This is a genomic window from Streptomyces sp. NPDC058620, assembly GCF_042717135.1.
GTDB lineage: Bacteria > Actinomycetota > Actinomycetes > Streptomycetales > Streptomycetaceae > Streptomyces.
This window is the reverse complement of sequence record NZ_JBHXQO010000020.1, coordinates 1-17806: the sequence shown is the minus strand read 5'-3', so window position 1 is coordinate 17806 and position 17806 is coordinate 1. Positions and strand designations below refer to the sequence as shown.

Sequence of the window (17806 nt, the reverse complement as noted above, 5' to 3'; positions counted from 1 at the left end):
CGACGCACCTCGACTTGATAGGCAAGTGAACAGTTGCCTATTCTTTGGTCGTGGCCGACGACCTTTTCAAAGCCCTGGCCGACCCCACCCGTCGCACGATCCTCGACGAGCTCACGGAGAGGTCCGGACAGACACTGTTCGAGATCTGCTCCCGACTGAGCATGAAGCACCAGCTCGGCATCTCGCGTCAGGCCGTCTCCCAGCACCTTGCCGTACTGGAGGCCGCTGGGCTCATAGAGACCAGGCGGGAGGGCCGCTACAAGTTCCACGACCTGAACACAGCCCCGCTGCGGCGGATCGCCGAACGATGGCTCGTGCCCGACACGTCCGGACCAGAGAAGAGCACCCCATGAAGATCCACCTGACCAGCGTCTTCGTCGACGACCAGGCCAAGGCCGAGCACTTCTACACGGAGATCCTCGGCTTTGTGAAGAAGCACGATGTCCCGCTGGGTGAGAAGGACCGGTGGCTGACCGTCGTCTCGCCCGACGAGCCCGAGGGCACCGAGTTGCTCCTTGAGCCCGCAGGCCACCCGGCCGTCAGGACCTACCGCGACACGCTGGTCGCGGACGGCATCCCGCTCGCCCAGTTCGCCGTCGGCGACGTGCACGCGGAGTATCAGCGCCTGCACGGCCTCGGCGTCCGCTTCACCCAGGAGCCGCTGGAGATGGGCCCCGTCACCACCGCCGTCTTCGACGACACCTGCGGCAACCTGATCCAGATCGCGACCGAGCCGCAGTAGTCGTTGCCGTGCCGGGACGCCGGGCGGCCGATTCCGTGACCCGGTCCGCCTAGTCGGGGACTGGGCCACGGCTCGGGACACCGTCAGGCCGACCGCAGTTCGAACCAGTCGAAGGCAGGGGCACCCTGGGTCGCGTACATCCCGAGGACCCGGCCGGTGAAGCCGCCGGCGACCTCGGTGGTGAGGTAGCGGCCGTCGAGTTCGGCGAGGATCTCGAACTTCCCGCTTTCGGTCTCGTACCCGAGGCGGAGGGTGTCGGGGCCGCCGACGCGGAGGCCGGCCGGGAGCGGGCCCCCGGGCTCCGTGGGGCGGGCCGTGACGGTGGGCGGCAGGATCTCGGTGGTGGTGATGTCGACCCGTAGCGTCAACGGGCCCGGAGGCACAGCCCGTTCGGCGACGGTCTGACGCAACGGACCGATCCTGGCGACCGCCCGCACGGTGCCTTCGCCGGTCTCCACCTGGTAGTGGTGCGCCTCGTCGAGGCGCACGGCAATACCGCCCCGGTCACTCTCGCCCGCCTCGATACGTGTTCGCGCGCTGCAATCGGGATCGCGCTGGCGTCGGCCCACGAACACCGCGCCGGGCTTGTCCAGGCTGTCTGCGCGGGCGTGCAGCACCATGTGGCCCGGCCGGTCGTCGAGGCGTACGGTGCCCGGTTCGTGCCGCCTCAGTGACATCCAGCAGGGGGCGAGTACGGGAGCGTCGAAGTCGTCGCGAGCCGGCTCGGCAGGCCAGGGGTGCGGGGGCAACGCGGGTGCCTGGGCGCGGAGTTCCAGCGGTCCCGGCAGGGGCCACTCGTCCTCCCACCGGACGGGCGCCAGGAACGTCTCCCGGCCCATGCCGTGGAACTTCGGAGTGTCACCGCGCGGCCGGGTGCCGAGCAGAACCATCCACCACGTCCCGTCATGTGCCTGCACCAGATCGCCATGGCCGGTGTTCTGCACGGGATGACTCGTACTGCGGTGGGACAGCACGGGGTTGTCGGGGTGCGGCTCGAACGGCCCCGGCAGGGTGCGGGCACGGGCCACGGACATCGCGTGACCGCGTTCCGTGCCGCCCTCCGACAGCAGCAGGTACCACCAGTCGCCGATCCGGTACAGGTGCGGGCCCTCCGGGTACTGCAGCCCGCTGCCCGAGTACATGGCCACGGGCTCGCCGAGCAGTTCGCCCGTCTCCGGTTCGATGCGTACGCCGCGGATCCCGTCGTGCGAGAAGACGCACCAGCAGTGCCCCTCGTCGTCCCAGGCCAGATCGGGGTCGATCCCGGGTATGGCGACAGGTACGGGTTCGGACCACGGACCGGCGACGTCCTTCGCTGTCACCAGGACGTTGCCCGCTCCGGCGACCACGGTCGTGATCATCCAGAACCGTCCGTCGTGGTAGCGCAGTGTGGGCGCGTACACCCCGCACGAGGACGGGGCTTCGTCCGGCAGCGCCAGCTGCGAGGGCCGGTCCAGGGCGTGCCCGATCAGCCGCCAGTGCACGAGGTCGCGGCTGTGCCACAGCGGTACGCCGGGCACGTACTCGAAGCTGGACGTCGCCACGTAATAGTCGTCGCGCACGCGGCAGATGCTCGGGTCCGGGCTGAAGCCGGGTATCACAGGATTGTCGAAGAGCACCATGTTCGTCCTTGTTCGTCCGTCGATGGGGGCGCGGTCGCGCAGTCGGACGGGCGCGGGCAAAGGGGCAGGCCGTCCGGCGTACGGGCCCCAGCGCCAGGATCGTTGAAGCGCTTCGAAGATGGCACTCGAGTAGCGGGCTGTCAACAGCCTTGCGATACGACTCATCCCTGGTCGGGGTCGCGCATGCGCGCGTTGCATCGGAGCCACTGGCCACCGTTTTCAGGTAATTCGATCGAAGCGCTTCGACGAACCGGACGGTCATCCGTGAGGGTCGCCGGAGCGGCTCTGCGACGGGCTCATGCGCCGTTGTTTCCTCGTCCGCCTGCGCAGGACGTCGGCGTGGCTCATGACAGGGCGCGTTGCTCGACCACGGACCGGAGCGGGTTTCTGACGGCGTGGCAGTCCGGTCGCCCGGATGCTTCATCCAAGGCGCAGTGTGGCCCAATGCGCGGCCGAGTTCGACGACGCCGCCATTGAGCGGGGGAGCAGCCCTACGATGTGGGCGTGGACGGGGATGAGGCCGCCGTGAGGGGGATGTTCGGGCCGAAGAGGCAGTCGAGCTCGGCGGGGCATCCCCCTGCAGGGGGACACCGACGCGGCTGATGACTCCGCCGGGAAGAGTGGACCCAAGGGGAACTCGTAGGCGGGGCATGTGCCCGACGTCTTCCAGTACGGTGCGGGCGCCGGGTCCGCCGGTCAGGTCGCGGACCCTGGCGATACCTTCTTGGCCGCGTTGCCTTCGGTAATGACGTCGGCGGCGCCGAAGAAGCGTCCGAGGCCGGTGCGGTCCTGGTGACCGCTACGGACGACAGCGCCGACTACGTAGGTTCCGGCCACCTCGCGACCATGGCGGTGCAGAGCGGGGAAGACGTATCTCAGTCCGCTAGTGCCGCGCGCAGGGACAGCCCGTGGTGGCGGCGCAGCCAGTACACCTCCCAGACGGCCGGCGACCGGTGCGCCCATCGTCGAGCACGCCACGTCCACATGGGCCGAAGCCGGACGGGACTCGTCCAGCCGCTGGAGGATCACATGGACGGGCACATGCGGGGGCGGGTGCAGGGCATGGAACTTCGCGTGCTCCCCCGGGGCATGAGTCCCAGCCGGTCAACGTCGTCCAGTACGCCTCCTCGGCGTCGAACGCGGACGGGGACACATCGAGGCAGAGCTGGTCCAGTCGACTGGCCACACCCCCGGGAGCCGTGAACACCGGCGGCCGGATGCGCTGCCCCGCGCCAGGGCACGACGCTGAACGGCAGGCCGCCGGGGGAGCGCAGCACGGTCAGTTCCGGCTTCCGCGCCTCGGCCACGGCACCCAGGTCGCAGGCCCGCGCCGTGAATTGCCGTCCTCCACGGCCAGATCGGGATGCGCGCCGCCCGGCACGCCGACGGCCTGCGTCACCAAGCAGGCGTCGGCCCCGTCCGGGAGCAGGGTGGTGAACTCGCCGCGGTCGCCCCATGGTGCCGAGACGTGGGTTCCGGTGACCGTCACCCAGAAGGCGTCCGCGCGCCCGGCGGCGGGGCGGGCGATGAAGGCGTACGTCCAGTGGATCACGTCTCTCCCCTCCGGGCCCTGGGCGTCGGCCGACGGCTTCCATGGTGTCAGGGGAAGCGCCGGCGGTGTCCGTTCACCACTCGTTCACCGCGGACCTCGGCCGTGGCATTCCCTCGCACGCCGCGGGCACCTACGCTCGGCCCGAATCGATCAACGCTGTCCGTTCCGTCAAGGCAGCATTGACAACGTTGTCCCCGATCTGTCGGAGGTACCCGAGACATGCCGTCCAGACCGTCCCGCGCGGCCCGGCGCCTCGCGGCGCGAGCCGCCGCGATCGTGCTCACCGGCGCGCTCGCCGGCGCCGTCATGCCGCCGGCCGCCCAGGCCGACGCGCTCGTCGCACGGCCCACCGCGTACGTCGACCCGCTGATCGGCACCGCGAACGGAGGCAACACCTTCCCCGGCGCCACCCTCCCGTACGGCATGATCGCCTGGTCGCCGACCAGCACCACGGGCGACCAGACCAGTACCGGAGCGGCCAACGGCTACGAGTACGGGGTGACCCGGATGCGGGGGCTGAGCCTCACGCACGTCAACGGCGCCGGGTGCAACCCGGGCGCCGCCGGTGATGTGCCGATCATGCCGTTCGTCGGTGACGTCACCTCCTCGCCGTCCGCCGACACCAAGGACGCCGTCTACGCGTCGAACTTCTCGCACGCCAACGAGCGTGCTGTACCCGGCCGTTACAGCGTCGGCCTGGATTCCGGCGCCACCGCCGATCTGGCGGTCAGCGAGCGCGCGGGCGTCGCCGACTTCGGCTTCCCCGCGGGCAGGCCCGCCAACCTGCTCTTCCGGGTGTCCAACTCCCTCAACGGCAGCGAGGACGCCGAGATCGAGATCGACACCGCGCACCGCAAGGTGACGGGCTCGGTGCTCACCGGCGCGTTCTGCGGCCGACGGGCCAACGGCGGTACCAACAACCGCAAGAGCTACTACCGGCTCTACTTCAGCGCCTCCTTCGACCGTGACTTCGCCTCGACCGGCACCTGGCGCGACGGCACCCTCGCGCCTGGTGCGACCACCGGGAGCGGCGGCGAGGGTTACGCCACCGGCGCCGCCCGGGCCGGAAAGGGGTCCGGCGGCTGGGTCGGCTTCGACACCGCCACCGACGCCGACGTCCGCATGCGCATCGGCATCTCCTACGTGAGCCAGGCAGGGGCCGAGGCCAACCTCCGCCAGGAGATCGAGCCCCGGGCGAGTGTGGACGACGTCGCCCGGGCCGGGTCCCGCGCGTGGGACCGCGAGCTCGGCTCCGTACGTGTCGGCGGCGGCAGCGAGGATCAGCGCACCACCTTCTACACCGCGCTGTACCACTCGCTGATGCAGCCGAATCTGATCAGCGACACCGATGGCCGCTATCCGGGTATGGACGGCACCCCGCACCGCGTGAGGCGCGGTCAGGGAGCCCAGTACAGCAACTTCTCCGGCTGGGACCAGTACCGCGCCCAGATCCAGCTCCTCGCGCTGCTCAAACCGCGGATAGCGGGAGACTTCGCGCAGTCGCTGTACAACTTCGCCCGGCAGAACGGCGGCGTCTGGGACCGGTGGGTGCACGTCAACGGTGCCACACACGTGATGACGGGCGACCCCTCGGCGGCCACCCTCGCCACGTTCTACGCGATGGGCGTACGCAATTTCGACTACGAGGGCGCCTTCGAGTCCTTGGCGCGCCAGGCCACCGTGCCCCACCCGGACGGACTGAACGACGCCGGATGCCCCGGACAGTGCACGGGGCAGCGGCCCAACCTGGCGCAGTACCTGGAGTCCCACTACGCGGCCCAGGACGTCTGCCACTGCTGGGGCGGTGCGGCCGAGACCCTGGAGGACGCGGTCGCCGACGACGCCCTCGGCCGCTGGGCCCGGCTGCTCGGGCGGGACGAGGAGGCCGACGCGTTCGAGGAGCGTGGCCGTTGGTGGCGCAACGTGTTCAACCCGGAGGCGAGCGACGGGGCGGGAACGACCGGCTACATCCAGGCCCGCAACCTCGACGGCTCCTGGCTGACCCCGTTCGGGCCGGGTAGCGACCGGGGCTTCGCCCAGGGCACCAGTGCCACGTACACCTGGATGGTTCCGCAGGACGTGCAGGGGCTCGCCGACGCGATGGGAGGCCGTGACGTGGCGGCGAAGCGGCTCGACGCCTTCTTCCACAAGGCCGACGGGTCCTGGTCCGTGAAGGGCGGCGACGCGCTGCGCTACGACCCGACCAACGAGCCCGGCATCCACGCCCCGTGGCTGTACAACGCTCTGGGGAAGCCCTGGAAGACCCAGGAGACCGTGCGCGAGATCGTGAACACCGTCTACGGCACGGGCCCGCGCGGGCTCCCTGGCAACGACGATCTGGGCACGATGTCCTCCTGGTACGTCTTCTCGGCGCTGGGACTGTATCCGCGGACGCCGGGCAGCGCCACCATGCTGCTGGGCGCACCCCTGTTCCCGCGCGCGGTGCTCGACCGGCCGCGCGGGGGCGACATCACCATCAGTGCCACGGACGCCGGACCGACACGTCCGTACATCGACGCGGTGCGCGTCGACGGGCGGGCCCACGACCGGTCGTGGACGGATGACCGGCTGATCACGCGGGGCGGGTCCCTGACCTACCGGCTCGCCGAGCAGCCGAACACCGACTGGGCCACCGGACCTGCGGGTCTGCCGCAGTAGGACGCTGCCAGAAGGAGTCCCGGACCCCGGTGAGCGGTACGTGAACGCTCGCCGGGGCCCGGATGCCGCGCGCCCGCCGGATCGGAAGGCCGGAAGCGACCCGACCTTCGCCTCCCTGGACGACGCCCACGGCCTGACGATCCAGGCGTCGTTCCTCGCCGTGGTCGCGCTCGGCATGACCATGGTCGTTCATCACCGGCGGAATCGCCCTGTCCGTCGGATCGGTCTTCGCCCTGGGCGGGGTCCTCGTCGCCTGGGCGTCGCAGTACGGGTTCCTCGCCGCCCCATCCACCTGGAGACCGAGGACCTCATGGCGCGCACCGAGACCGCGCCGCTGGTCCTGCTCGGCGAGCGCGAGTACGAGGCCCCGTGCGACCACATCGCCATCGACAACGTGGCCGCCGCCCGCGTCGCCGTCCGCCACCTCGTCGCCCTCGGCCACCGCGGGATCGCCTTCCTCAGATCGCGCACCGGCCGCGAACGCCGGGCCACGCACCTGCGGCTGCGCGGCTGGCGCGAGGAACTCACCGCCTCGGGGATCACCTCGGACGAGGAAACCATCGCCCGCCTGGCCGCCGACAGCCAGGTCGAACGTCTTTCCGTTAAACCGGCGACCGAACCACGCAGGCCACGTCCCGGCTACCGCCTGGTCATCCGGGGAGGTACCCAGCCCCGTACCGCGCCCCGGCGACAGCGCACGCAGCCGCACCGAACTGCGCTTCCCTCACCTGGGAGCCTGATCGACACCGCGCCGGGCGGAAAAGGGGCGCGGAGTAGGCCAAGGCGCGGGCGCCTCAGGTCCGGACGCCGACCCGGTGGCTACTCTGCCCGCGGGCGATCTCATGCGTCAGGGAACGGGCCGGGCATGCGGAGGAACCGGTGATCGCCAGGTCTGACGGCTTCGGCCGGTCCAGCGGCTTGGAGGACAACGTCCAAGGCCCGCTGCGGATCAGCGGTGTACATGCCGCTTGCCCAGGCGGCGTTGGCTTCGATCACCGACCAGCGCCCGTCAGCCATGCCCACATCCACCACGATGGCGGAGGGCAACGTGTCGCGGCACTCGGCGAGCAGCTCCGCCCCGAAGGCGGCCGCGTCCTTGCCCAGCGGCCCAAGACACAGCCGCCCGTGCTGCGCGTACTGACTACCGGTGTGCACCGTGCCGTTGAGCAGGTACAGCCGGTACTCGGTGGCGAACTCCACCACGTCGCTGATGAGCACCGGTGTGTGCGGATCCACCGAGTCCGGGCCCGGCAGCCGTGACCCGTCGGTGTAGATCAGCGCGGGTATCTGCTTGTCGTTAGGAGACTTGATGAACGCGGGCCGACGCAGGCGGTAGGCCTCGCGGATCGGAGCGACGGTGATCTCGCGCCCGGTGTACTGGCGGGGCAGACGGGCCAGCCAATCCTCGGGGGCCTGCAGGAGGGCGATGTTCAGAGCAGGCGCCACGATGTCCGCGAAGCCGGGCCCGGAGTGGAGATGCTCGGCGTGCAGATCGGCCGGCACGGCCGACGTAGGCAGTTGCACTGTCGGCAGGCCGCGACGCCGAGCGGCATCACGCAGCGCCTGCGCGGAGGCGGTGAGACGGGGTGGCAGAAGGAGAGTCACGGCACCGAGCATCGCTCACGACCAGCAGTCGGCACACCCGATATTGCACTCGGTCGCGTCCCTCGGGGGCAGTGGTGACACGCCCTCCCGTCGCATCGGCGTGCACTGTACGACGTCACCGTGCACTGTACGACGTCACCGTGCACCAACAGGCCTGATGCCCGAAGCACCTACTCGCCTGCCTGGACACTGACCCCGACTCCTTGCCGGAGCGGCCCTGCCGGGGGAGCATCACTACGAGGTGCTCCACCGGATCGGTCCACTCGCGCCTCTGACGCCCTGAGCGCCTGGCAGAAGTGCCGCGCGCGTACTGCTCACTCCGTTCCCCGGAACGTATTGCGGTACGTGCGCGGCGATACGCCCAGTACGTCCCGGAAGTGCTGACGCATCGCAGTGCCCGTGCCGAATCCCGCCCGTGCGGCGATCCGGTCCACAGGCTCGTCGGTCCGCTCCAACAACTGCCGTGCGAGCTGGAGCCGCTGGGCAGTCAGCCAGCGCATCGGAGTTGTCCCGGTCTCACAGAGGAATCGCCGACTCAGCGTCCGCACACTCATCGACGTCGCACGGGCCAGGTCCTCCAGAGCCAGCGAATCCCCCAGGTGACCGAGGGCGTAGTCGCGGGCGGCTGCCGTCGAGCTGCCTCCCGGCTCGGGCACCGGCTGCTCGATGTACTGAGCCTGCCCACCCTCCCTGTGCGGCGCTACCACGGTGCGCCGGGCGACCGTGTTCGCCACGTCGGCGCCGTGGTCGCTCCGGATCATGTGCAGGCACAGGTCGATGCCGGCGGCGACCCCCGCCGAGGTCAGCACACCCCGGTCGTCCGTGTACAGAACGTCCGGGTCGACAGCGACCTCCGGGTACAGCGCCTGGAACTCGTCGCACGACTTCCAGTGCGTCGTCGCCCGCCGCCCTGCCAGCAGCCCGGCCGCCGCCAGTACGAACGACCCGGTACAGATCGAGGCGACCCGGGCCCCGGCCGGGATGCGCTCCAGCGCTCGACGTACCGGCTCCGCCAGCCGCCCCCGTTCCTGCGGTCCGTAGTCCTCCTCCGCGGCCGGAACGAGAACCGTGTCGGCGTTCTCCAACGCCTCCGGGCCGTGAGGCACTTTCACCGTGAAGTCCGCGTCCGTCGCCAATTCGCCGGGTTCCGGGGCACAGGTCACCACCGAGTACAACGGCCGAGCGTCGTAGTCCATCGCCGTTCCGAACAGTCGGTGGACGATGCCCAGCTCCATCGGCAGCAGCCCCGGACGGACCAGCGTCACCACCCGGTGCACCACCGGCTCCTCATTCACCTCACCCATGGCCAGATTGTTGCACTACGGAGGACAAGATCGGACGCCACCGAAGCCCGCAGCAGCACGCTGACGCGGAGCGAACCGCACAGGTATACGGACGCCGGTATTTGGGGCACCGAGCCTGGTGGGTCGCCGCAGTCGCGGCTTTCGCCCTCGTGGTCGCCGGATCCTTCTCCACGATGCCCGGCATCCTCCTGGGCCCCCTCCAGCAGGAGTTTCACTGGTCGCGCGGCACCATTGGCCTTGCCTCCTCGGTGAACATGGTCCTGTACGGGATCACCGCACCATTCGCCGCCGCACTCATGGACCGGTTCGGCATCCGCCGTGTGGTCGTCGCAGCTCTCAGTACGGTCGCGGCCGGCTCCCTGCTCACCACGCAGATGAGCTCCTCGTGGCAGTTCACCCTCTTCTGGGGCTTCCTCGTCGGAGTCGGCACCGGCTCCATGGGTATGGCCTTCGGCGCCACCGTCACCAACCGCTGGTTTCCTCGGGCAGTGTCTTCGGCCAGATGGTCTTCCTGCCCGCACTGTCCTGGACCATCGACCACTACGACTGGCGCCCCGCCCCCATCACTCTCGCGCTAGCCGCGCTCGCCGTTGCCCCGATCGTCTGGCTGATCCTGCGCGACCATCTTGCCGATGTCAGCCAACGCCCTTACGGCAGTCCAGAGTTCGTACCCAAGCCGCCACCCGCCACAGGTGTCGCCCGGCGCACCATCACCGTGCTCCGCAACTCCATGCGTACCGCTCCCTTCTGGCTACTCGCCAGCACCTTCGCGATCTGCGGCGCCACCACCAACGGCATCATGTGGACCCACTTCACGCCGGCTGCTCATGACCACGGTATGGCTGTCACGACCGCGTCGACCCTCCTCGCACTCATCGGCATCTTCAACGTCGCCGGCACCATCGCCTCCGGCTGGCTCACCGACCGCATGGACGCCCGCCGGCTGCTCGCCGTCTACTTCGCCCTGCGCGCGGTCCTGCTGGTGCTCCTTCCGCTGATGATGGCGGCCACGGTCAGCCCGGCCATGATGATCTTTGTCGTCGCCTTCGGCCTCCTCGACCTCGCTACAGTCCCACCGGTCATCGCCCTGTGCCGCGAGTTCTACGGCGAGGACAGCGCCATTGTCTTCGGCTGGGTCAACGCCTCTCACCAAATCGGCGCAGCCCTGGCCGCCTTCCTCGGTGGCGTCACCCGCGACACATTCGGCAGCTACGACCTGGTCTGGGTTCTGCTCGGTGCCGCCTGCGCCGCAGCCGCGCTGCTTTCTCTGGTCATCCGTCGCACTTCCACCGCAGACGACACGCCCTTGATGTCATCCAACCGAGAGACGGCGTCTTCGGCGCGGTCCGCAGAGTAGGGCCGACGCTGCGTGCGGCGGTCCTCTCGAACGCGTAACGCCGCCTCGCCGTACGCCAGTGTTGCTACGGTTACCGCTTACTCGACTCGGCCGACTCGGACCATCTGATCTACCGGCCGGGCGTGGAGATGTACGTTCGCCTGCCCCGTCACGCCGGAGCCATCGAGCAGGCCGAGAAGGGCTGCGGTGCAACTCGCGCCTACACCTCCCACGCTGCGGTCAACCCGCGGGTCGCCGCGCAGACCACTGGGAAGATCACCGAGGTTCTGATCGGCTGAGCGGCCGATCCAAGGGACACGATGCGATCTGCAACTTGGGATCTACGCGTCCAGGCATGGGAGTGCAGTTGATCCTCCGTAAGGCAAAGCGCGCCGCGCGGACCCTGTCCAGGTGGGTGAAGCGCGTTGGGGTCGGCTGCCGCAGCTCCGGCCTGCCTCATGCGGGCTGATCATGCGTGCGGACTTGCCGGGACGGCTGATCAGGCTGCGAGTGCCGCCGGCTCGCCCAGGTGCAGGGCGGCAGTGCGCCAGGCTTCGGTGACAGCGCGATGGGCGACCGCGCTCGCCGCGTCGATCTCGGTGGGCAGCATCAGCGGAGCGCCGATGTGGACGTGCAGACGGGGGCGTCGGAGGGGCGCCGTGAGGAGCCCCGCCAGCTGCTTGGTGTGGCTGCCCGAGGTGATCCTGCGGGCACCGGCCTGACCGATCGGAATGAGGGGGGCGCCAGAAGCGGAGGCGAGACGGGCGGGGCCGCTTCGGAACGCTTCGGGGGCTGCTTCGGCGGCGTCCGTGCGGCTCGGGAGGCGCCCCTCGCCGTAGATGAGAACGTGGCGGCCCGCGCGGAGCGCAGCCACCGCCCCGTCCAGGGCGTCGGCGGCGCGGGCTGTGCGGCGGTGGACGGGCACGTGCCCGTCACGGTCCAGGAGGTAGCGCAGGACGGGGATGCGCCACAGGCCGGCGGTGGCAAGGATGACAGGTTCGATGCCGACGCGACGGAGCGCCGCCAGCACGATGCCGGGGTCGGCCAGGGACGTGTGGTTGGCGACGAGGATGCCAGGGCCCTGGAAGTCGGGGAACTCGGCCGACGTCGTCATGCTGCCGAGGGCGGGGACGACGGTGGCGGCGATACGGCTGAGCACGGTGCTCCTCGGGGCTCGGGCGGCGAGATGATCCATCGTCGCTCCGCGCCACTCCCGGGGCCTGAGTTCTCGTACTCATCCCTTCTGAGCCGCCGCGCAGGCCACCGGCGGCCTCCATGGACTCCGCCACCGGATAACTCACCGCGTGGCGCACAGCCGCGCCTGGGTCAAGGGCTCAGTCTCCAGCCAGCAGACTGGTTCCAGACCGCAGATGGTGAGGAACCCCGGCGCCCGGACTGCTCACTGGCTCGCACCGGAGTACATCCCCGGCCGCCCCGTGCGCCGCCGGTGCATAGGAGCATGAGAACGAGCTAGAAATGAGGTCTTCCTGCTGACGCACGCGGCCGACCCGCTACCCCTCCCTGCGGCTGGTGGAACGAAGCAGAGAGGCAGCGCCGTGCTCGGCGAGGCATCGCCTGGCTGCCGTTCATGCGGTCGAGGCGCTGCGGTAGTTGCCCTTCCAACTCCTGCGCCGGTGCCGCCCGTGAAAGGAACGCCGAACAGGCAGCCAGGACCGCACGACCGCCTTGCCTCTCACGCCAAGTCTGACAGGTCATCCGTCTGCGTTCAGCAGGATCCTGCCGAGCTGAAAGTCCGGGCGACGGATCGCCACAGGGGGTGGTTCCCGGCTGAACCACCACAAGGTCGACACCCCTCGACGAGTTGAGACGCCCGTCGAGGAGCTCGTCCACGCCTGGAGCGGTCGCCGGTCAAGGAGAGCCCGGCTCCCGGATGGTCCCCTCCTGCTTGTGATCGACAAGAGCCGAGACCAGTGGGAGCTCACCTTCGACCCGCTGCCCCTCTGCGAGCCGTCCCCACGGGCAGGGCGGCAATGGCGGGGAGAGCGTCCCTACTGAACGTGAGGGGACCGTCTCACCGCCCCCGGAGGGCGTCAGGGATCCGGATTCGACCAGGTGGTCGAGAGGCTCAGGCGTCAGCGGGGTCGCTGCCCGCGCATGCCTGCTCCTCGCGGAGCGCGAACTCGCTCACGCCGGCCGCGAGTCACCCCGTCGGCTCGTCCGGGGTGGGGTGCTCCGGGTGGACGCCCGCGTTGCGGGCGCCGTTGCGCCCCGAGCCTGCCTCGTCCGGGTCGGGCTTGTCGGCGTCAGGCTCGGCGTCGGGTCGCGCTTCGAGGCGTTCTGCGCTCGGCGGGAGGATCACGTCAAGGGCGTCCTCGCCGTCTTGGACCTGCTGGTCGGGCATGTCGGCGGGCACCGGAGGCGGGCTGCCCTTCGCCCCGGTGTAGGCGGTTCCCTCGGGCCTGCGGTCAGTCATGTCGTTACTCCCGTCGATGTGCTGATGCGGGGTGGGGCTGTTGTCGCACCTCGCGTACCCGATGCGCCCCGGACCACGCAGGCCCATCCCGCTGCCCTGTCCGCAGGCGCAGCAGGGGGCGACGCGGTATGTAGGGGGTGTGGAGGTTTGTTCCGTGCTGCTCGCAACTCGAGGCGTCGCCGGCGAAGCAGCGTGGGTCGGGCTCGGAGGGTGGGCAACCTGCGCTTCGGGGTGGGCAACCTGCACCAAGATTCAGCGACTGAGTGACGTCTGGTCCCTCTGTGCAGGGACAGCTGCCACCACAGCCTTGGCGCCGGGCCCGGAGCTGACGTGCCGTGGACGGCGGTGCAGCGGGTCGGGGGGCTGACGCCCCGGACACCGGGTTGCCGCACGTGGCCGACGTGGACGTGGCCGCGAAGCCCAGCGGGGAGCGCATCACCCACTGCCTGTGCCGGCTGTGCGACGGGGAGCCGACTGCCCTTGGGGAGCGCTGAAGGTGCTCCAGTTGTAGCCAGGCACCCGCCGGGGAACCCGGCGGGTGCCTGGATGCGCCCGGGGGCATGGACGTGGGCAACGCGGGCAGGGGCGCTGGCAGGGGAAAAGCTCCCCGGGTACAGCCGGGGCACCGCCCGGCCGACGAAGAGGAAGGACGCTCCGTGTCGAAGGTCGAAGAGTCCGTCGAGGTCGACGTCCCCGTGCGCACGGCCTACAACCAGTGGACGCAGTTCGAGACGTTCCCCCACTTCATGGATGGTGTGGAGCGAATCGAGCAGCGCACCGACACCATGACGCATTGGGTCGCGAAGATCGGAGGCGCGACCAAGGAGTTCGAGGCGGAGATCACCGAACAGATCCCGGACGAGCGGGTCGCGTGGACGACGCTGGGCGGCGAGGTCAAGCAGGCCGGTGTTGTCACCTTCCACCGTCTGGACGACGCCAAGACCAAGGTGATGCTCCAGCTCGACTACGACCCGGACGGCTTCGCCGAGACGGTCGGGGACAAGCTCGGCTTCGTCAAGCGGCAGATCACCGGCGACCTGAAGCGGTTCAAGGAGTACATGGAGGACCGCGGGCGCGAGACCGGATCCTGGCGCGGCGAGGTCTGAGTCCGGATCCCGGCCTCGTCCGGGTGAACCCCGGTCTGCCGGGCACCCCCTCGTAGGGCCCGGGTCTGGGGCGACGCGAGAGTGGGTGATCCCCGGTCGGCTGACGGGGCCCGGGGCCCGCGGCGTGATGCCGAGCCTGGGCCCCGTCACCCGAACCGCCATACGTCCCGGCGGCGCGGCGGCTGTCCGGCCACCGCCGGGAGGCCGCGCGGAGGCGGAGAGCGACCAGATGCGGGGCGGTCCCAACTCTCCTTGCCTGGGCTGGTCACGACCTGGAGGGCCAGCTGTTGACGGCCCGCTCAGGTTGCCGGCTCGGCCGTTTCAGGAGGCGGAGCTTCGGCGGCGGGCGCGAGGTAAAGGAGCCATTCATCGCCTCGGGTCTCGACGACCAGGTCTGCTGCGCGCAGAGCTGCGGCCATGGCCAGGCCGAGGTGTGCCGTAGCCCGGGCAGGTCGCGGGACGCCGGCCGTTGGCCCCGGCGAGGGTCGCGCCGCCGGGCGGCCTGGATGGTTTCTTCCGGCAGTCGGCCGACCATGCCCCCGCGGGCGTGTCGGATCAGGTGCACGCCCTAGGCGCCGATGGTGATCTCCCTAAGCCGGCCCTGGACAGCACTCCGCGGACACGGCCCAGCAGTCCTTTACGTGATCGTTCATGGGCCGCCTCCAGGACGACGGCACCCGCTCATGGGTGCGTCTCGCAGCGCAGCGCACCATTCCTCCGTGCGCTACGGGGCCGCTGGCAACTCCTGAAGCCAGCACCCTGCCACGACGTCGCCCGCCATCAGCACCCCTCCAGTTTCGCAGTCCGGCCTGCCCGGGAACCTACTCTCCACCTCTGACAACGATGACCCCCAACCTGCTCGAGGCCGGCCTCGAACCCCGGCCGATCCATATGCCGCAGCCGACGCTCTGCTCGAAGCCGAAGACCGCATGAAGAAGACCGCAGCCGCCCGTCAGTAGGCCGATCACCGTGTCACCACCCTGGCCTCCCGTCTCGAAGAGATCGCCGACGCAGCCAACATCCGACTGCAGGCCATGACCTCGGAGCGCTACCTCCTCCAGCACAGCGCCGAGACAGGAACACAGGCCGCGGACACCTCGAGTTCGGCCTGGCACACCCTGCCCTGGACCTCCGGTGTCGAAGCACACGACAACCGGATCAAGAGGCTCGAGCGCCAGATGTTCGGACGTGCCGGCTTCGCGCTGCTCCGCCAGCGAGTCCTCCTCGCCGCGACCGATGTCAGTGCGGAGCTCCGTCGCGAGACGACGTGAAGGACCGGTTCACCCTCGATCGATGCAGCACGCCCCCGGCGCCCGGCTCGCCTTTGGGCAGGCAGCGGAACCCGGCTTTCGCCCCCCCCGAGCCACGGACCGCCCCGTCCCTGGGCCCCGGCCGGGGGAGACCGGTGATTTACGTGATTCCCCCTCGCACGGTTCCCGGTCTAATCGCCAGGGACCAGCCGGGAGAAGCCCTCCGGCCATTCGGGCCGAGCGACGCTCGCGTCATCCGGAACGGGCACCTCTCGCGCACGTGCCACGACGAAGCGCCGGAGCAGACGACCGGCGCAGCCTGGAAAGGACATCACATGTCTCGCCTCAGCCGGCGCCTGCGAGCAGCCAGCGCAGTGGCCGTCAGTACGATGGCTGTAGTCGCCATCGGCGCCTCCACGACCCCAGCTTCGGCCGCCGCCTCCGTGTACAGCGAGGACTTCTCCAACGGACTCGGAACCTTCGCCGCCTCCGGTTCCGTCAGCACCGGCACGTACGGCGCCCGGTTGAGCGGGTCGCTGGGCTCCGATCCGACCCTGACGTCCGCATTTGTCAACCTCGCCGGATACAGCGACGTGAGGGTGTCGTACACCCGCGCCGCGTCCGGCCTGGACCTCGGTGAGTCCTTCAAGGCTGCCTACTCGGTGGACGGCGGCGCCTTCACCGCGATGGAGTCGGCGCGCACCGCCACGGGCAGCGCGTCCTTCCGCCTTCCGGCCTCCGTCGCGAACCGCACCCTGCGTCTGCGGTTCTCCCTGGACGCCAACAGCGCCCTGGAGACCCTGACGGTTGACGACGTGCTCGTCGAGGCCGAAGGCGGAGGGGGCCCGACCGACCCCCCTCCCGGTTCCCTGCCTCCCGTGGCGGACGTGACGGCGCGGGGGCCGTACGCGGTGACCATCGACAGCACCGCGGGCCCCGGTGACGACGGGTGGCTCGTGTACCCGACGAACGCCGGCCAGAACGGTGTGAACCACCCGATTCTCGTCTGGGGCCCGGGAGCGGGGTCGGACCCCGCGGACTACGAGGACATGCTGCGGCAGTGGGCGTCGCACGGCTTCGTCGTGTACAGCGAGGTCTCCTCCAGCAGCGGCGACTACATGGTCGATGCCCTCGACTGGCTGGAGGACCAGAACGCCGCATCGAGCAGCCCGCTGTACCAGGACCTCGACACCTCCGAGGTGGCCTTCGGGGGCCACTCGCGCGGGTCGATCGGTACGTTTGACGTAGCCGGCGAGCCGCGGCTCGAGACCACGATCCACGTGGCCGGCGGCTCCTTCGACGGCAACGGCCCGGCGGGTCTGCGCAACCCGGCTCTCTATGTCGGCGGTGACGAGGACTTCGCCACCGCGAACATGGAGCGCGACTACGCCAACACCGGTGTACCGGTGTGGTTCAACGTCCTCGACGACACCGACCACATCCTGGCCACCCGCAACGGCCAGCACATCATCACCGCCTGGCTGCGCTGGCACCTCGCCGACGAGGAGTTGCGGCGCACGCAGGACTTCCTGAGCATCGCTTGCACGTTCTGTGACCTCGGCGACGTCCAGTACAAGAACTGGTGACCCCGAGGTGAGTGGTCGCTGCCGCTCCGCGGCTCAGTAACGGCGGCGAAGCGGTAGCGACCCGGTGGGGCGGCGGGTGTGCCCCGGTAGACCTCACGGCGCAACCCGCTCGACCCGGCCACCCGTCCGAGAGAAGCCCAGACGTCGAAGAAGCGATCGACATCACTCTTCCAGCAACTACTGCGCACCAAAGACAAGTTCCTGATCACCGAGGACCCGGCCGGCTACACCTGTATCCGCATGCGCAACAAGGTCACCGACCATGGGCGCGCCCGATCACGTCGAGAGCTTCGCCCGGCCCCTGCCCGTCCCGGCTTCACCGACCACATCCGCGCCCTCACTAACGAGCTCGTGCATGGTTAGCGGTGGCGCGTCGGGCCCTTGATCGTTGATCATGGAGTGTGTGGTGGGGAACCGGGCACGTGCAGCGATCATCGGAAGCCAGCGGATCACAGGTCTGACCGCCGACGTGATTGCTGAACTCGTCGCCGAGGTTGGCCCGTTGTGGCATGAGCGACAGCAGGCCGTCCTGACCGCGCGGCCCCGGCGGCGAGCTGTGGGGGCCGGAGCAAAGTACAAGCTGGTCTTCGTCGACCGCCTGTTGGCGACTC

The 17806-nt window shown here is 69.9% G+C and carries 14 protein-coding genes and 4 pseudogenes; 11 read left to right on the top strand and 7 right to left on the bottom strand.

Annotated elements, in window-relative coordinates:
* Positions 1–50 precede the first annotated feature (50 nt).
* On the top strand, positions 51–353 hold the full coding sequence (locus tag ACFWSK_RS19945; protein ID WP_383787758.1) for an ArsR/SmtB family transcription factor: 303 nt from the start codon (positions 51–53) through the stop codon (positions 351–353).
* Positions 350–742 (top strand): VOC family protein, encoded by a 393-nt coding sequence (locus tag ACFWSK_RS19940; RefSeq protein ID WP_383787755.1) that lies wholly within the window; start codon positions 350–352, stop codon positions 740–742. The genes ACFWSK_RS19945 and ACFWSK_RS19940 overlap by 4 nt, the downstream gene beginning before the upstream one ends.
* 83 nt (positions 743–825) lie before the next feature.
* On the opposite strand, the gene ACFWSK_RS19935 is transcribed toward ACFWSK_RS19940, so the two are convergent.
* The 3 genes from ACFWSK_RS19935 to ACFWSK_RS19925 form a co-directional block, all read right to left on the bottom strand.
* A complete protein-coding gene (locus ACFWSK_RS19935; RefSeq protein WP_383787753.1) occupies positions 826–2364 on the bottom strand; it encodes a glycoside hydrolase family 43 protein in 1539 nt (512 codons plus the stop codon).
* 696 nt (positions 2365–3060) lie between these two features.
* On the bottom strand, positions 3061–3201 hold the full coding sequence (locus ACFWSK_RS19930) for a hypothetical protein (protein ID WP_383787750.1): 141 nt from the start codon (positions 3199–3201) through the stop codon (positions 3061–3063).
* Between the two features lie 442 nt (positions 3202–3643).
* Positions 3644–3916 carry a hypothetical protein gene (locus ACFWSK_RS19925; RefSeq protein WP_383787748.1) on the bottom strand — a complete coding sequence of 91 codons (273 nt, stop codon included), beginning with the start codon at positions 3914–3916 and terminating at the stop codon, positions 3644–3646.
* A 219-nt stretch (positions 3917–4135) separates the two neighbouring features.
* Between ACFWSK_RS19925 and ACFWSK_RS19920 the strand changes: the two genes are divergently transcribed.
* The 3 genes and pseudogenes from ACFWSK_RS19920 to ACFWSK_RS19910 all read left to right on the top strand — a co-directional run.
* Positions 4136–6574, top strand: a complete 2439-nt coding sequence (locus tag ACFWSK_RS19920; RefSeq protein ID WP_383787745.1) for a GH92 family glycosyl hydrolase — start codon at positions 4136–4138, stop codon at positions 6572–6574.
* A gap of 100 nt (positions 6575–6674) precedes the next feature.
* Positions 6675–6858, top strand: a pseudogene (locus ACFWSK_RS19915) (ABC transporter permease); the annotation flags it as partial.
* Positions 6858–7457, top strand: a pseudogene (locus ACFWSK_RS19910) (hypothetical protein); the annotation flags it as partial. The pseudogenes ACFWSK_RS19915 and ACFWSK_RS19910, both read left to right, overlap by 1 nt.
* On the opposite strand, the gene ACFWSK_RS19905 reads toward ACFWSK_RS19910, so the two are convergent.
* Together ACFWSK_RS19905 and ACFWSK_RS19900 are read right to left on the bottom strand one after the other, a co-directional pair.
* Entirely contained in the window at positions 7415–8191 is a 777-nt protein-coding gene (locus ACFWSK_RS19905; protein WP_383787742.1) for an ATP-grasp domain-containing protein, read from the bottom strand. The pseudogene ACFWSK_RS19910 and the gene ACFWSK_RS19905 sit on opposite strands and share 43 nt — an antisense overlap.
* A gap of 302 nt (positions 8192–8493) precedes the next feature.
* Positions 8494–9483, bottom strand: coding sequence for a GlxA family transcriptional regulator (locus ACFWSK_RS19900; RefSeq protein WP_383787739.1), 990 nt, complete (start codon positions 9481–9483; stop codon positions 8494–8496).
* Between the two features lie 101 nt (positions 9484–9584).
* Between ACFWSK_RS19900 and ACFWSK_RS19895 the strand changes: the two are divergent.
* Positions 9585–10840, top strand: a pseudogene (locus ACFWSK_RS19895) (MFS transporter).
* 122 nt (positions 10841–10962) lie between these two features.
* Positions 10963–11118: a hypothetical protein gene (locus tag ACFWSK_RS19890; protein WP_383787736.1), complete on the top strand. Its 156-nt coding sequence runs from the start codon at positions 10963–10965 to the stop codon at positions 11116–11118.
* Positions 11119–11318: 200 nt separating this feature from the next.
* Here ACFWSK_RS19890 and ACFWSK_RS19885 read toward each other — a convergent pair whose 3' ends face one another.
* Together ACFWSK_RS19885 and ACFWSK_RS19880 are read right to left on the bottom strand one after the other, a co-directional pair.
* Entirely contained in the window at positions 11319–11978 is a 660-nt protein-coding gene (locus tag ACFWSK_RS19885; protein ID WP_383787733.1) for a lysophospholipid acyltransferase family protein, read from the bottom strand.
* Between the two features lie 1002 nt (positions 11979–12980).
* Positions 12981–13253 carry a hypothetical protein gene (locus ACFWSK_RS19880; protein ID WP_383787730.1) on the bottom strand — a complete coding sequence of 91 codons (273 nt, stop codon included), beginning with the start codon at positions 13251–13253 and terminating at the stop codon, positions 12981–12983.
* A gap of 656 nt (positions 13254–13909) precedes the next feature.
* Here ACFWSK_RS19880 and ACFWSK_RS19875 point away from each other — a divergent pair.
* From ACFWSK_RS19875 to ACFWSK_RS19860, 4 genes and pseudogenes are all read left to right on the top strand, one after another.
* Positions 13910–14359 carry an SRPBCC family protein gene (locus ACFWSK_RS19875; protein ID WP_383787728.1) on the top strand — a complete coding sequence of 150 codons (450 nt, stop codon included), beginning with the start codon at positions 13910–13912 and terminating at the stop codon, positions 14357–14359.
* A 1034-nt stretch (positions 14360–15393) separates the two neighbouring features.
* Positions 15394–15630, top strand: a complete 237-nt coding sequence (locus ACFWSK_RS19870) for a hypothetical protein (RefSeq protein ID WP_383787992.1) — start codon at positions 15394–15396, stop codon at positions 15628–15630.
* Between the two features lie 314 nt (positions 15631–15944).
* Positions 15945–17195 carry a hypothetical protein gene (locus ACFWSK_RS19865; RefSeq protein WP_383787725.1) on the top strand — a complete coding sequence of 417 codons (1251 nt, stop codon included), beginning with the start codon at positions 15945–15947 and terminating at the stop codon, positions 17193–17195.
* Between the two features lie 403 nt (positions 17196–17598).
* A pseudogene (locus ACFWSK_RS19860) lies at positions 17599–17806 on the top strand (transposase); the annotation flags it as partial.